Origin of the sequence: Streptomyces sp. PsTaAH-124 (assembly GCF_000373685.1) — a bacterium.
Lineage (GTDB): Bacteria > Actinomycetota > Actinomycetes > Streptomycetales > Streptomycetaceae > Streptomyces > Streptomyces andamanensis.
In genome coordinates, this window is sequence record NZ_KB892157.1 from 414495 (window position 1) to 429047 (window position 14553).

At 72.7% G+C, this 14553-nt stretch carries 9 protein-coding genes; 1 reads left to right on the top strand and 8 read right to left on the bottom strand.

The annotated features are described in order from the left end of the window. Positions 1-26: 26 nt before the first annotated feature. Positions 27-2150 carry a DNA gyrase/topoisomerase IV subunit B gene (locus tag B086_RS0101590; RefSeq protein WP_018564670.1) on the bottom strand — a complete coding sequence of 708 codons (2124 nt, stop codon included), beginning with the start codon at positions 2148-2150 and terminating at the stop codon, positions 27-29. Positions 2151-2592: 442 nt separating this feature from the next. On the opposite strand from B086_RS0101590, the gene B086_RS0101595 reads away from it, so the two are divergent. Beyond that, the gene (locus B086_RS0101595) at positions 2593-2823 is read left to right on the top strand and encodes a DUF7455 domain-containing protein (protein WP_018564671.1); all 231 of its coding nucleotides are present in this window, start codon (positions 2593-2595) and stop codon (positions 2821-2823) included. 102 nt (positions 2824-2925) lie between these two features. On the opposite strand, the gene B086_RS0101600 is transcribed toward B086_RS0101595, so the two are convergent. From B086_RS0101600 to B086_RS0101630, 7 genes are all read right to left on the bottom strand, one after another. After that, positions 2926-3786, bottom strand: coding sequence for a S1 family serine peptidase (locus B086_RS0101600; protein WP_018564672.1), 861 nt, complete (start codon positions 3784-3786; stop codon positions 2926-2928). Positions 3787-3932: 146 nt separating this feature from the next. Then, positions 3933-5483: an RNA polymerase sigma factor gene (locus B086_RS0101605; RefSeq protein ID WP_037872632.1), complete on the bottom strand. Its 1551-nt coding sequence runs from the start codon at positions 5481-5483 to the stop codon at positions 3933-3935. Positions 5484-6141: 658 nt separating this feature from the next. After that, positions 6142-7029, bottom strand: a complete 888-nt coding sequence (locus B086_RS0101610) for a FadR/GntR family transcriptional regulator (protein ID WP_078530935.1) — start codon at positions 7027-7029, stop codon at positions 6142-6144. 162 nt (positions 7030-7191) lie between these two features. Further along, positions 7192-9558, bottom strand: a complete 2367-nt coding sequence (locus B086_RS0101615; protein ID WP_026251997.1) for an ATP-binding cassette domain-containing protein — start codon at positions 9556-9558, stop codon at positions 7192-7194. Between the two features lie 81 nt (positions 9559-9639). After that, positions 9640-10398, bottom strand: a complete 759-nt coding sequence (locus tag B086_RS0101620; RefSeq protein WP_018564676.1) for an NUDIX hydrolase — start codon at positions 10396-10398, stop codon at positions 9640-9642. A 130-nt stretch (positions 10399-10528) separates the two neighbouring features. Then, positions 10529-12634 carry a glycogen debranching N-terminal domain-containing protein gene (locus B086_RS0101625; protein WP_018564677.1) on the bottom strand — a complete coding sequence of 702 codons (2106 nt, stop codon included), beginning with the start codon at positions 12632-12634 and terminating at the stop codon, positions 10529-10531. 315 nt (positions 12635-12949) lie between these two features. After that, positions 12950-14542 (bottom strand): DUF4192 family protein, encoded by a 1593-nt coding sequence (locus tag B086_RS0101630; protein ID WP_018564678.1) that lies wholly within the window; start codon positions 14540-14542, stop codon positions 12950-12952. Positions 14543-14553: the final 11 nt, after the last annotated feature.

Here is a 14553-nt window from a genome sequence, read left to right on the forward strand (position 1 = left end):
GGGTGCCGTGAAGCCCCTGCCGACCGCTACGCGTCGATGCGCGAGCGGTCCAGCGTCGCGGCCGAGCTGGCGATGAACTCCTTGCGGGGGGCCACGTCGTTGCCCATGAGCAGGTCGAACACGCCCTCCGCAGCCTCCAGGTCGGAGAGGTTGATCCGGCGCAGGGTGCGGTGGCGCGGGTCCATCGTGGTCTCGGCCAGCTGGTCGGCGTCCATCTCGCCGAGGCCCTTGTACCGCTGGATCGAATCCTTGTACCGGATGTTCTTGCTCTGGAACTCCAGCAGCCTGTCCCGCAGCTCGCGGTCCGAGTACGTGTAGACGTACTTGTCCTGGCCCTTCTTCGGCTGGACCAGTTCGACCCGGTGCAGCGGCGGCACGGCGGCGAAGACCCGGCCCGCCTCGACCATGGGCCGCATGTAGCGGTGGAAGAGAGTGAGGAGCAGGGTGCGGATGTGGGAGCCGTCCACATCGGCGTCGGTCATCATGATGATCTTGCCGTAGCGTGCCGCGTCCAGATCGAAGGTCCGGCCGGAGCCCGCTCCTATCACCTGGATGATCGCGCCGCACTCGGCGTTCTTCAGCATGTCCGTGACGGACGACTTCTGGACGTTGAGGATCTTGCCGCGGATCGGCAGCAGCGCCTGGAACTCGGAGTTCCGGGCGAGCTTGGCGGTGCCGAGCGCGGAGTCCCCCTCGACGATGAACAGCTCGCTGCGGTCGACGTCGTCGCTGCGGCAGTCGGCGAGCTTGGCGGGCAGCGAGGAGGATTCCAGAGCGGTCTTGCGGCGCTGGGCGTCCTTGTGCTGGCGCGCCGCGATGCGGGTGCGGGCGGCGGCGACGGCCTTCTCCAGGACGACGCGGGCCTGCTGTGCGGCGTCCCGCTTGGTGGAGGTCAGGAACGCCTTGAGTTCCTTGGTGATCACGTTGTTCACGATGCGGCGGGCCGCCGAGGTGCCGAGGACCTCCTTGGTCTGCCCCTCGAACTGCGGTTCCGCCAGGCGGACCGTGACGACGGCGGTGAGGCCCTCCAGGGCGTCGTCCTTGACGATGTCGTCCTCGGCGACGCGCAGCATCTTCTTGGCCCGCAGCACCTCGTTCATCGTCTTGGTCACGGCCTGCTCGAAGCCGGCGACATGGGTGCCGCCCTTGGGCGTGGCGATGATGTTGACGAAGGACCGCAGCGTGGTGTCGTAGCCGGTCCCCCAGCGCAGGGCGACGTCCACGCCGAGGTCACGGGTGACCTCGGTGGGCGTCATCTGGCCGTGCTCGTCCAGGACGGGGACCGTCTCCTTGAAGGTGCCCTGGCCGCTGAGGCGGAGGACGTCGCAGACGGGCCTGTCGCTCGCCAGGTACTCGCAGAACTCGCTGATGCCGCCGTCGAAGCGGAAGGACTCCTCGCCCTTGCTGCCGCCCTCGCCCAGGCCGTACTCGTCGCGCACGACGATGGTCAGGCCGGGCACCAGGAAGGCGGTCTGCCGGGCGCGCTGGTGCAGGTTCTCCAGGGAGAGCTTCGCGTCCTTGAGGAAGATCTGGCGGTCGGCCCAGTAGCGCACGCGCGTACCGGTGCGCGACTTGGGGATCTTCTTGGCCTTGCGCAGCCCGCTGCCGGCCTCGAACTTGGCGTCGGGGCCGTTGCCCGTGAACGCCCCGGGCACACCGCGCCGGAAGCTGATCGCGTGCGTGTGGCCGCCGCGGTCGACCTCGACGTCCAGCCGGGCGGACAGCGCGTTGACGACGGAGGCGCCGACGCCGTGCAGACCGCCGGAGGCGGCGTAGGAGCCGCCGCCGAACTTGCCTCCGGCGTGCAGCTTGGTCATGACGACCTCGACACCGGACAGGCCGGTCCTGGGCTCGACGTCGACCGGGATGCCGCGGCCGTTGTCGCGGACCTCCACGGAGCCGTCGTCGTGCAGGACGACCTCGATGTGGTCGCAGACGCCCGCCAGGGCCTCGTCCACGGAGTTGTCGATGATCTCCCACAGGCAGTGCATGAGACCGCGGCTGTCGGTCGACCCGATGTACATGCCGGGGCGCTTGCGCACGGCCTCGAGTCCCTCGAGGACGAGCAGGTGCCGCGCGGTGTAGTTGGAGCCGTCACGGTCTGCTCCTGCCAGCAGCGCTGTGGACGGCACGGACGTATCGGCGGTCACGCGGTTCGCTCCTCGCTGAATTTCAGGTGAGGCCCTGATGGGTAAGGGCGCGGCTTGGGTTGCCGCTCAGAGGGTACCGAGCCCTGGTAGAGCCCTTGTAACGCAACCCTCGGCGGCGCTTCAGACTAGTCGAGGCGTCGCATGTACGTTCGATCCCTCGATGGAGTGAAGCACATATCACGTTCCCTTCGGGGCATGAACCATTTAGGCTCCGGGCACGTCCTCATGAACAACCGGCAAGCCGGCCGGGGAGGACCGACCATGACCGACAGCGCGAACCCGTAAGACACACAGAAACGTAATACGGCACATTCGCCGCCAAACCGGCAACGGACAGCCACCTCGGGAAGATTTTTCGAGGAAAAGCCGCGAGCGGGAACGTTTGGGGCTGGTTGGATGTTGACCCTGGTACGACAGCTCGTCGAGCTAGAGAAGAGGCGACGTGACTACTGTTCTGACCCCCGCGAGCCCGCTGACGGCCGCTGATCGCTGCGACCGCTGCGGCGCCCAGGCATACCTGCGCGTCGTCCTGCTGAGCGGCGGAGAACTGCTCTTCTGCGCCCACCACGGTCGCAAGTTCGAGCCGGAACTCAAGAAGATCGCCGCTGAGATACAGGATGAGACGGAGCGCCTCACCTCCGTGCCTGCGACCACGCCCGACGAAGAGCGCTGACCATCTCGCACGACGAGCCAGCTCCGGCACAGGCCGGCGAAACGGGCGGCCACTCCTGATCCACAGGAGCGACCGCCCGTCGTCATGTCCGCCCGAGACCGCTCAGGCCCCGTCCACGGACTGCCGCAGGCCCTTGGACCCCCGCGCGGCACGCAGCGTCCGCACCACATCGGACACCCGCGTGTAGACGCCTGGACTCCCCGCCTCCCCGCAGCCGTCCCCCCAGGAGACCAGCCCGATGAGGCGCCCCTGTGCCACCAGCGGTCCCCCGCTGTCGCCCTGACAGGCGTCCCGCCCCCCGGCGCTCTCGCCCGCGCACAGCATGGTCCCGGGCACGTACGTGCCGTTCGCACTGCCCGGATACGCCCGCTCGCACTGGGCGTCGGGCAGCACATGCACCCGCGCCGCGTGCAGGCTGTGCGGGTAGGCCGCGCCGCCGGTCGTGTCGCCCCAGCCGTAGACGAGGGCACCGGTCCCCGGCGCGTACGCGGGGTCGCCCGCGCCCGCCATCGGGATGACGGCGCTGCGGGGCAGCGGCTCGGCCAGCGTGAGCACCGCGAAGTCGCCCGAGTTGGTCGCCCGGTCGTAGCGCGGATTGACCCAGGTGGCGCGTACGCGGATCTCCTTGCCCTGTCCGGACAGCAGGTCCGTACGCCCTTCGATGATCTTCAGATCCCGTGTCGGCGGCGCACCGACCACCTCACCGGACAGGCAGTGCGCGGCGGTCAGCACGGCGTTGCGGGCGACGGCCACGGCCCCGCAGAACTGTCCCGCGCGCGTACCTCCGAACCGGTCACGGCTGGACAGCGCCACGGTCCACGGGCTCTGGGCCACATCGACGGGGAAACCCCCGACGACAACGCTGTCAGCGGCGGCGGGGGCGGCGTTCATCAGCGGTATCGCGGCCCCGGTGGCCGCCAGCACCAGCGGCCCGGCCAGGGCGCGGGCAATACGGCGTCGCATACGCACTCCTCACTCTGTGGTGATCATCGAACACCCAGAGTCGGGCACAGGGGCGCGCGCCGCAGCACGAAGGCCCGGTTCCCCCACGGGGAGAACCGGGCCTCACGGTGTCGCGCGGGTCCTGGCGAGTCGTCCTACGAGTCGTCCTAGTCGAGGTAGTCGCGCAGCACCTGCGAGCGCGACGGGTGGCGCAGCTTCGACATGGTCTTGGACTCGATCTGGCGGATCCGCTCACGCGTGACGCCGTAGACCTTGCCGATCTCGTCGAGGGTCTTGGGCTGGCCGTCGGTGAGACCGAAGCGCATGGAGACGACACCCGCCTCGCGCTCGGACAGGGTGTCGAGCACCGAGTGCAGCTGCTCCTGGAGCAGCGTGAAGCTCACCGCGTCGGCCGGGACGACCGCCTCGGAGTCCTCGATGAGGTCACCGAACTCGCTGTCGCCGTCCTCGCCCAGCGGGGTGTGCAGCGAGATGGGCTCGCGACCGTACTTCTGGACCTCGATGACCTTCTCCGGGGTCATGTCGAGTTCCTTGGCCAGCTCCTCCGGGGTGGGCTCGCGGCCCAGGTCCTGGAGCATCTGGCGCTGCACGCGCGCGAGCTTGTTGATGACCTCGACCATGTGCACCGGGATACGGATGGTGCGGGCCTGGTCGGCCATGGCGCGGGTGATCGCCTGCCGGATCCACCAGGTGGCGTACGTGGAGAACTTGTAGCCCTTGGTGTAGTCGAACTTCTCGACCGCGCGGATCAGACCGAGGTTGCCCTCCTGGATGAGGTCCAGGAAGAGCATGCCGCGGCCGGTGTAGCGCTTGGCCAGGGAGACCACCAGACGGAGGTTGGCCTCCAGGAGGTGGTTCTTGGCGCGGCGGCCGTCCTCGGCGATGATCTCCAGCTCGCGCTTGAGCTTCGGCGCCAGCTTGTCGGAGTTGGCCAGCTTGTCCTCGGCGAAGAGACCCGCCTCGATGCGCTTGGCCAGTTCGACTTCCTGCTCGGCGTTGAGCAGGGGGACCTTGCCGATCTGCTTGAGGTAGTCCTTGACCGGGTCGGCGGTGGCTCCGGCCGCGGCGACCTGCTGGGCGGGGGCGTCGTCCTCGTCCTCGTCGGAGAGCACGAAACCGGCGCTCTCCGCGCCCTCCGGCTCCTCCGTCGCGCCCTTGGGGTCCTCCAGCACCTCGTCCTCGAGGAGCTCGGCGTCGTCCTTCTTGCCCGCGGTCTTCTTGGCCGTCGTCTTCTTGGCGGCGGCGGTCGTCTTCTTCGCCGCCGTCTTCTTGGCGGCGGCGGTCGTCTTCTTGGCGGCGGCCTTCTTGGCGGGAGCGTCGTCCTCGACCGGCGTGTCGGCGGCGGGCGGCGCCGTCGGAGTGGCGGTGGCGGTGGCCTTCCTGGTGGTCACCGCCTTCGCCGCGACCGTCTTGGTGGCGGTGCGCTTGGCCGGGCTCTTCGCTGCGACGCTCTTTCGGGTGCGCTTGTTTGGCTCCGCGGCACTGACCATCAGCGTCACACCCTCTTCCTCGAGGATCTGGTTGAGGCTGCGCAGTACGTTCTTCCACTGAGTGGCCGGGATCTGGTCAGCTTCGAAGGCCCGACGCACATCGTCGCCGGCGATCTGCCCCTCAGCCTTTCCCCGCTCAATGAGCGCCATGACAGAGACGGACTCGGCGATCTCCGGCGGGAGCGTACGGGATGTGCTGGCCGACACGAACAACCTCTCGGAACGTTGGAAAACGGCTTCCGGCCCCGTCCTCGGATGGACAGGAGCCGACCACCGGCCTGGGGATTGGGCCGACGGGACGGGCGGGGGCCGGGGAGATGCACAGCGCCATGAACGGCGTCCGTATTCCCTCCGCGGCTGTCACCTCTTAGGTCATCGCGTTGTTCCCATGAGCGTTACGCCCAATCCGCGTGGCCCGAGTCACACCCCGTAAGCGCTTAAAAACGGTCAGAAGTGGACACATGAGATCAGTCGGGGTGGATAGGCTCTCACACGGCGCCGCCCGCCCGTCGAGCGACTCCGCCGGGCACGGGACGGCGGAGACGGAAGGTCCGGCCGGGTCCCCGCCGGGGCCACACGTCCGCCGGGGCCACACGTCCGCCGGGGCCACTCGTCCGCCGGGGGCCGCTCGCCGGCCGGGGCGCCGGGAGGACGGCACGAGGACAGCACGAGCGCGACCGCCTGGACAACACAGGACGAGCGGGACTACGACGGGACTACGACCGGACGGCGAGAGGACGACGAGAGGACGGCGGAGGGACGGACTGGAGCGGCGGAGCGGAGGGAAGCGGGCCGCGGTCCAGGGGCACGGGAGGGCGGCAGGACTCCGGCCGTGCCGCCCGCGCCCCGGCGCGTCGCCCGCGGCTCAGTGCTCGCGCGGCGCGGGCACCACTCGCTCGATCTCGGGGTGCACCGTGAGGAGCTGGCGCATGGCGCCCTCCGCCGCGGCGCCGTCGCCGGCCGCGAGCGCGTCGACGATCCGGGCGTGCTGTCCCACCGAGGTGTCGTTCGGCCGGTCGCAGCCCGTGACGGGGCCGCCCGACACATGCAGGGCGGACGAGACGATCCCGGAGAGGTGCTCCAGCATCCGGTTGCCCGCGACCTGGATGAGCAGGCCGTGGAACTCCGTGTCGGCCCGGGAGAAGGTCAGCGCATCACCCTGCGCAAGGGCATGGCCCATGATCTCGACCATGTCGACGAGGCGCTGCTGGACGTCCTCGCGTCCGTGTCCCGCGGCGAGGCGCGCGGCGAGCGGTTCGATCGTCCAGCGCAGCTCGCTCAGCTCACGGCGCTGGTCGTCGCGCTGCGGCCCGAAGGCCCGCCACTCGATGATGTCGGGATCGAGGAGGTTCCAGTCGCTGACCGGGCGCACCCGCGTGCCGACGTTGGGACGTGCGCTGACCAGGCCCTTGGCCTCCAGCACGCGGAGCGACTCCCGGACGACGGTGCGGGAGACCTCGAAGCGCTGGCCGATCTCCTCGGGAACCAGCGGGCGGTCGGCGCCCAGGTCGCCCGAGACGATCATCTGACCGAGCTGCTGGACGAGTTGGCCGTGCAGGCCGCGGCCGCGGCTGCCGGCGGCGCGCCGGCCGACACGCCCCAGCTCGGGGTCCGCGCCCTCCCAGGCAGGACTTCCGACGCGGTCGGGGACGGGTGCCTCGGCGTAGGGGTAGCGGTCGAGTCCGCCCGGTCCGGCCAGACCGGAGTCGGTGGAGCGGGCGGCGGTCATCATGGTGTGCGCAAGGGTACTCACGGATCCTTTGTCGGCGCTGCCTTCAACTCCCTTGAGGTCTTTGGTGAAAAGCACACGAAAGGGTGATCGCTCACTCCGTCGCAATTGACGCCTTATCGGAAAGAAATGTGCTTTCCGCGGGGAGTTGCGCCCGATGCGCGATCGAATGAGCGCGAACCCTGCTCACCGGACCCTGCCGCGCAGGACCGTCAGCAGATACCCGCCGAGCAGCGCGGCGAGCGACAACACCAGTGCGCTGCCCACCGGTTGGGCGACCACACGGGCCGCGGCGGCGAGCCAGCGGTCCCCGCCGAAGGGCCACGGCAGCAGGAACGTCTCGTGCAGTCGCGCGGGCAGTCCGGCGGCGTCCCAGTCGGCCCCGCCCAGCGCCTCCTGCACCAGCGGTACGCCGACGACCGGCACGGCGAGCACCGCGGCCAGCCCCGCGGTCGCGGACCGGAACACCCCCGACGCCAGCACCCCGGTCCAGCCGCAGCCGATCACGAGGCCGGTCCAACTCGCGGCCGGGGTGAGCCAGTCACCGGGGACCTGTGTCAGCTCTCCTCCGTAGACGAGGTACAGCAACTCGGCGTCGCAGCCGATGGTGAGGAAGGCCAGCAGCGCCGCCGTGGCCGTGGCGACGAGGAGCTTGGCGGCGAGCAGTCCGAGGCGGCGGGGCACGGTGCCCCGGTCCGCCGCCAGCGCGGGGTGCCGGAACTCGTCTCCGAAGGCGAGCGCTCCGAGCAGTCCCGCGCCGAGTGCCGCCGGTGGCAGCGGCAACTGCTGCGGCCACGCCGCCAGCAACCGGGGCTGCGGCGTATGGCCGATGTGCCCCATGACCAGGGCCGTGAGGGCGGAGACGACCAGAACGGCCGCGCAGACGGCGAATCCGGTGCCGATGCCCAGGGCGCGGCGCAGTTCGTAGCGCAGGGGGCGCAACGGTCCCGCGCCGGGGCGGACCGCGATGGGGGGCGGCAACGGCGACGAGGCGTCCGCCGTGACCACCTCGGCGGGGCGGGGCGTGGGGATCGAGGGCTGCGCGGTGGCCGGGTGCGTGGTTGCCGGGTGCGTGGTGGATGCCTGCGGGCTCGGCGCCCGAGCTGTCCCCTGCGGCTGGGGGTCCGGGTGCGGGCCGGGGCGCCGTCGCGCCGAGGACCGCGCACCGGGAGGGCCGTCCGGGGACTGCTCCGGTGCGTCGGCGCGGTCCCCGTGGCCGGTGCGGGACGCGTCGCCGGAACGGGCCCGTACGCCACCGACGTGCGGGCGTGCCGCCGTGGGCACGCTGTCGACGTGTGCGGCGGCGGCCGTCGAGCCGTCTGGGTGCGCGGCGACGGAGACGGCCGCGGGGCGGCCGTGGTCGAGGAGAGCGGCGGCGACCGTCTCCTCGGCCTCCTTCCGGGGCGTGGTGCCGGACCCGCCCGGAGCGGTGGCGGCGACGTTTCCGCCCCGGTCCGCCGCGGCACGTGTGTTCCCGCCGGGCGCGCCGACCGCTCCACCGTCGTCGCGCACCACGGAGGCGGAGGGAACGGAGGTGACGGTCCCCGGCCCCGGGGCCTGTCCCGAAGCCGGAGCAGCCGAAGTCTCTCCGGCGGCGGGGACGCCGGGCTCCCCGGCGTGCCCCCGCTCGGCGACCGGGTGCTCCGCGGTGGCATGCTCGGTCCCGGCTCCGGCTCCGGCACCCATGTCGCCCACCTCGTCGGCGAGTTGATGGACGAGGATGCCGTGGCGGAACGCGGTCTCCCCGACGTCGGCGCACGTACTGCCGTAGACGGACAGGCGATTGCCGTCCTCCCGTACGACCTCCACGGAGCGCTGGGCGGTGCGGGCCTCCTTGGCCAGCAGGGCGGCGAGGCGGGCGGCGTGCGGGCTGAGGACCGCGACGCGCGGGCGCAGCCGGTGGCGGGCGAAGTCCGTCGCCGCCTGGTCGGCCACGACGCTGCCGCGCTCCAGCGTGACGACCCGGTCTGCGGTGCGCGCGGCCTCTTTGGGGTCGTCCGTGGCGAACAGCACCGTGCCGCCCCGGCCAGCGTGGGCCCGCAGCATGCCGTGCAGCCAGCGGCCCTCCCGCGGGGAGACGCCGCCCGCCGGATGGTCGAGCACCAGCGTGTGCGGGTCGGACAGCAGGACGCACGCCAGGCCGAGCCGCCGGTCCATGCCGCGCGACAGCATGCCCAGACGCTCGTCGCGGAAGCTGACGAGTCCGACCGCCTCCAGCACTTCGTCGGCCCGCCGGGCCGGAAGTCCCGCCGCCGCGCACAGCATCCGCAGATGACCCCGGACCGAGCGGGAGGGATGGCCGGGCACATCACCCAGGAGCACACCGACCTCACGCGCCGGATGGGCGATGCGATGCAGGGGCCGCCCTTTGAAGTAGGTGATTCCCCGGCCCTGTTGGAGTTCGAGCATGAGTCTGAGCGTGGTCGTCTTGCCCGCGCCCGCGGTCCCCAGGAGCGCGGTGACACACCCCGAGTGCGCCTCGAAGGAGACGTCGTCGACGGCGGGCGAACGGCCCTTGCGGGAGTCGCTGGTCAATCCGAAGGCCTGGATCACCCGCAGCAAGATAGCCGTTATGTACCTTTTTCCCGGTTTGCAACGCGCGTACGGCCGACACCGCCGCCCTCGGTTCCCGTGTCAGACCTCCGGGCGCAGCATGGGCGGATTGAGCAACGTGGCCCCGCCCGCCCGGAACAGCTGGGCGGGCCGGCCACCCTGCCGCGTGGTCGTGCCCCCGGTCGGCACCAGGAAGCCCGGCGTCCCCGTCACCTTGCGATGGAAGTTGCGCGGGTCGAGCGCCACTCCCCACACCGCCTCGTAGACGCGCCGCAGTTCACCGACGGTGAATTCCGGCGGGCAGAACGCGGTCGCCAGCGACGAGTACTCGATCTTCGACCGGGCCCGCTCGACCCCGTCGGCCAGGATCCGGGCGTGGTCGAAGGCGAGCGGGGCCACCGCTTCGCCGTCCCGGCCGTAGCCGTCCTGCTGGAGCAGCTCCGCCACGGACGCCCAGCGGGCGTCACCGGCGTCGCCACCGGGCCGGGGCGCGGGCAGATCGGGCGCGAGGGCGAGGTGGGCGACGCTGACGACGCGCATCCGCGGATCACGGCCCGGGTCGCCGTAGGTCGCGAGCTGCTCCAGGTGCGCGCCGTTGTCCTGGACCGGTGCGGCGGGATCATGGACGCACAGGCCCGCTTCCTCCTCCAGTTCACGCGCCGCGGCCTGCGCCAGATCCTCGTCCTCCCGCACGAAACCGCCGGGAAGCGCCCACCGCCCCTGGAACGGGGGCTCTCCCCTGCGCACCGCCAGCGCGCACAGGGCGTGGCGGCGCACGGTCAGCACGACCAGGTCCACGGTGACAGCGAAGGGCGGAAAGGCTGACGGGTCGTAGGGCATGCCGTGATCATAGTCGTCTGCCTGACGATAAACACTCCCTTCGCCGGTCGCAGCGACGAGCGGTCCGCACGGCCGCGCCGGACTCCCCGCGCTCGCGTCGCGGCCGTTCCCCGCACCATGTCGTACGAGGTCATACCCCCAGTTGCAGCCCGTCGGCAGCCTCCTCGACCAGGGCGAGACCGAGCCGGCTGACCCGTACCGAGAAGGGGGCGCCCGCGACCCGCAGCCCGGTGAGGCCGATCTCTCCGAGCGGCGCCGCACGCACCGGCCGCAGCGTGACCGTCCCGGCGGGGGCGTCGGGCCGGATGCCGACGAGCGCGGTCAGCAGCAGGACCGCGGCGGACGCGGCCGTCGCCGAGGGACGGCAGGCCGCCGGGTGCGGAACGGGCGCGCCGCCGTCCGTGCGCTGCTCTCCGGCGAACATCTCGGGCAGCCGGTGTCCGAAGGCCCCGGCCGCCGCCAGGATGCCCCGCAGCAGGCCACCGGCCTCCTCCTCGTGGCCCGCTGCCGCCAGGCCCGCGACGGCGACGGCCGTCTCGGCCACCCGCACCGCCCCGGCGCGGTGCCCGAAGGGGTTGTAGCCGGCCTCCCTGGCGGCGAGCCCGCGCAGTCCCCAGCCCGAGTCCATCGTGGGCCCGCGCAGCAGCCGGGCGAGCTGACCGGTCCGCGCCTCGTCGAGCAGTCCGGGTGCCTGCCGTCCGCCGCCCAGCAGGCCGGTGTCGAGCAGGTGCACGGCGGAGGCGTCGAGGTGCGTGAGCAGCCGCCCGTCGGGGGCCCGGCCGGCCGCGGGTCTGCCGCCGCCGCGGTCGTCGACCCAGAAGTCGTCCCGGAACGCCGTGCGCAGATGCTGGGCCCACTGCCGCAGTTCGGCCGCGCCCGGTCTGCCGTACGCGTCGAGCAGGTCCGCTCCGAGCAGCGCCGCCCGGTGGGCGTGCGCCTGGATCTCGCAGCGCACGGGTCTGCCGGGCAGGTGATCGCACAGATATGTGCCGTCTCCCACGGCAGCACGCAGCCAGGTGAGGCAGCCCTCGGCCGCGGGCAGCAGGTCCTCCGCCTCCCGCTCGGGAAGGCCCCAGCGGCGGGCTTCGGCGAGCAGCGCGGGGAAGAGCAGGGTCGCCTCCGTGCCGGTGCAGCCGGGCGGCAGGTGGGGGCCCGCGTCGCGGCGCGGTCCGGGGACCATCCCGGTCTGCCGCCCCGGTCCGGTGTGCTGGGTGCGGGCCAGGGTGCGCAGGGTGCTCACAGCCAGCCGGGTCCCCAGGGGCAGCGCCATCCGGGCGGCGACCAGCGCCTCGGCCGGGGCCAGGCCGCACCGCCATGGGGCCCCGGCCGCCAGGTGCAGGTCGGACGGGGAGGCCGGGTCGCGCAGCAGCAGGGCGTGCAGGTCGTCGATGCCGGTGCGCAGCAGTTCCGCCACCCCGGGGGTGTCGCCGGTGGCCTGCGCGGGCGCCAGCGGACTCGTGGCGGTGCGGCCCACGGCCCGCAGGGGTCCCGCGCCGTCCTGCCGCACCCGCAGTTCCACGGTGGCCGTGCCGCCCGGGGACAGCTCGAACTCCCAGCGCAGCAGGCCCGCGGAGGCCAGTGCCTCGGCGGGCGGCGGGTCCGCGGTGACCGACGCGCTGGTGGCACCGCGGGACCAGCGCAGCCCCGAGCCACGCACGCTCGCGGGCCGTTCCTCGCCCGCGCCTCCACGGGCGATCTGGCCGAGGTCCGCGAGGTCGGTGCCGAGAGCCACCTCCACGGGGAGCCGCAACGGGCGCGGCGAGGTGCTGCGCAGGGTGATCCGCTCTGTACCGTCCGCGTCCCGTACGCGCTCCACCAGCACGTCGGGGTCCGGGCCCGTGCCCGGAGAGGCGCGCAGGGTGCCGACGAAGCGGACCCGGTCGGCGGCGGTCATCAGGGCCTGGACGCCGAGCGGTTCACGTCCAGCGACGCGCACCTGGCAGCGGGAGAGGAGGCGCCGTCCGGAGCGGTAGAAGCCCTCCAGGCCGCGCCCGCTCAACTGCCCCTGGGCGGAGGAGATCGCCAGCCCGGGGAGGGCCACGCAGATCATGGCGTCATGGGCTGCGGGCAGTTCCGCGGGACTGCCGGGGAGCGAGCGCGGCGCCCGGGTCCGGGAGTCACCCGGCGCGAGCGCGGCGTACCGCGCGGGCGCGGCCGGGCGCTGCCCCACGGGGCTCACGGGCGTACTGAAGACCGTGGCGCCGCCGGTGGGGCAGGGCGGAGTCGGCTGGTGCATGGGACGGCTTCCTCTGCGCTCTGGGGGCCTCGGCGTGTACGGCGCCCGACACCGGCGGCGGCTCCGAAGCGACCTGGGGTGGCGGGGTGGCCTGGGCAGGTGTTCCGCCACTCAGGTGAACGGCGCGGAGCGGGGCCGGGTCACGCCCGGGACCGGTGAAGCCGACCGAATGGCGGCGGTACGGAGGGTCGAGAGGCGAGACGAGAGAAGTGGGAGAGGTGGGAGAGGTGGAGGCGCGCGAGGTGAGAGGAGTGGGAGGAGTGGGAGGAGTGGGAGGAGTGCTAGAGGTGCGACGGTTCGGGACAGACGGGGGGTTCATGCGTCGTCTCCGGAGAGGTCGGGCTGTGGCTCATGGGTCGGCCGGCGCCGGGCGCGGCGGCCCGGGTCCGTCGCGCCCGTCGCCCCCGTGGCACGCGGGCGGGTGCGGCCGGGCGGCCTGGCGGGGCCGGGGCCGGACGCCGCCGCGGTGCCTCGTACGCGACGCCGACGACCGGACGGGGCCGCCACCACCGCCGGTGCGCACCTGCTGCGGGGGCCGGGCGCCGGATGCCGCTCCGCGCCGGTACCGGGCGCCACGCCCTCCGGGGCCTCCGGGCCCTTTGCGCTCTTTACGTCCTTTGCGCCCTGCGCTTCCGCTTCCGCTTCCGGGCCGTTCTGCTCGCCGGACGATCGCGGGGCAGCCGTCTCGGGCGGCTCCTCGCCGGTTTCTGCTTCCTGCTCGGCCGGGTGCAGGCGTCCCGTGCGCTCCGCGCGGAGGCAGCGGCGGACCGATTCCGGGTCCAGTCCCTCGTTGCACGCCTGGTGGAGGAGGCGGGCGAAGAGGTAGTCGGGGTCCGCGCCCAGCGCCATGGCGAGGGCTTCACGGGCCTCCAGGCCGTCGCCCGAGGACCAGGCGACCCAGCCCGCGAGGGTGAGCGGCGCGGCCGCGTGTTCTCCGTAGGGGCCGACACAGCGGCGGGCCAGGGCCCGCCAGAGGCGGAGCGCAGGGGCCGCTTCGTCCCCCTCCATCCACTCGGCCGCGCGGTCACGCGTCGTGCGGTCCTGTAGGCCGAGGATCAGCGAGGCCGCTTCCCCGTCGTCCAAGAGCCGGTCGTCGCGGAGGTCGGCGGCGACCGCGCCGGAGACGGCGGGTGCGTCGGCGAAGCGGCCCAGGACGCGCCCGGCGAGTTCCAGTGTCTCCTCGGCGACTCCGGCACGGCTCACCTCGTCGAGGATCCTCGGCACCAGGGCCCGGCCCGCCGCGTCCAGCGCGGATTCCTGCGCGCGTGCCGCCGAGGTCTCCCAGGGGAGCAGCCTGGCCCGCAGCTCCTTCAGGCTGCCGCGCACCTGAAGTCCGGCGTACGCCGCCGCCGCGGCCAGTACCGACGTGCCGGGCAGACCCATGGGCCAGCCCTCGTCGGGGCAGCATCGGTCGGTCGGGCAGCAGTAGGACCAGAAGCGGCCGTCGGAGATGCACAGGGCCTCGATCACCGGGACGTCGAGGAAGCCGCACTCCTCGCGCAGCGTCTGGGCCAGTGGCTGCAACCGCCGCGCGACCTCCCGCGCCGTCTCGCCGTTCGCCGGCTCCTGGCAGAGGAAGGCGACCAGTTGCTCGGGCATCACTCCCCTGCGCTCGCTGCCCCTGATCAGTCCCCGCGCCAACTGCCGGGCCGCCTCCGGCCAGTCGTCGCGGTCCGCCGGGATGCCGACCCTGGCCCTGCCGCCGAACCTGCCGCGGCTGTCCCGGTCGTGCAGGGCGACCAGGACGATGCTGTCCTCGGGGCGGTAGCCGAGGAGATACGGCAGGGCGTCGGCCAGTTCGGCCGGGGTGCGCAGGGTGATCTGGTGGTTCGGTCCGGTTCCGTCGTACGTGATGTCACCGGAGCCGAGGGACCCGCTTCCGAAGGGCTCGGTCCCGGAAGGGCCCACCCCGAAGGTCT

Excerpts from the sequence above, each read along its gene's own strand:
- B086_RS0101600 (WP_018564672.1), bottom strand. The coding sequence starts at position 3,786 with ATGCGACGCCGTATTGCCCGCGCCCTGGCCGGGCCGCTGGTGCTGGCG.
- B086_RS0101620 (WP_018564676.1), bottom strand. The coding sequence starts at position 10,398 with ATGCCCTACGACCCGTCAGCCTTTCCGCCCTTCGCTGTCACCGTGGAC.
- B086_RS0101625 (WP_018564677.1), bottom strand. The coding sequence starts at position 12,634 with ATGCACCAGCCGACTCCGCCCTGCCCCACCGGCGGCGCCACGGTCTTC.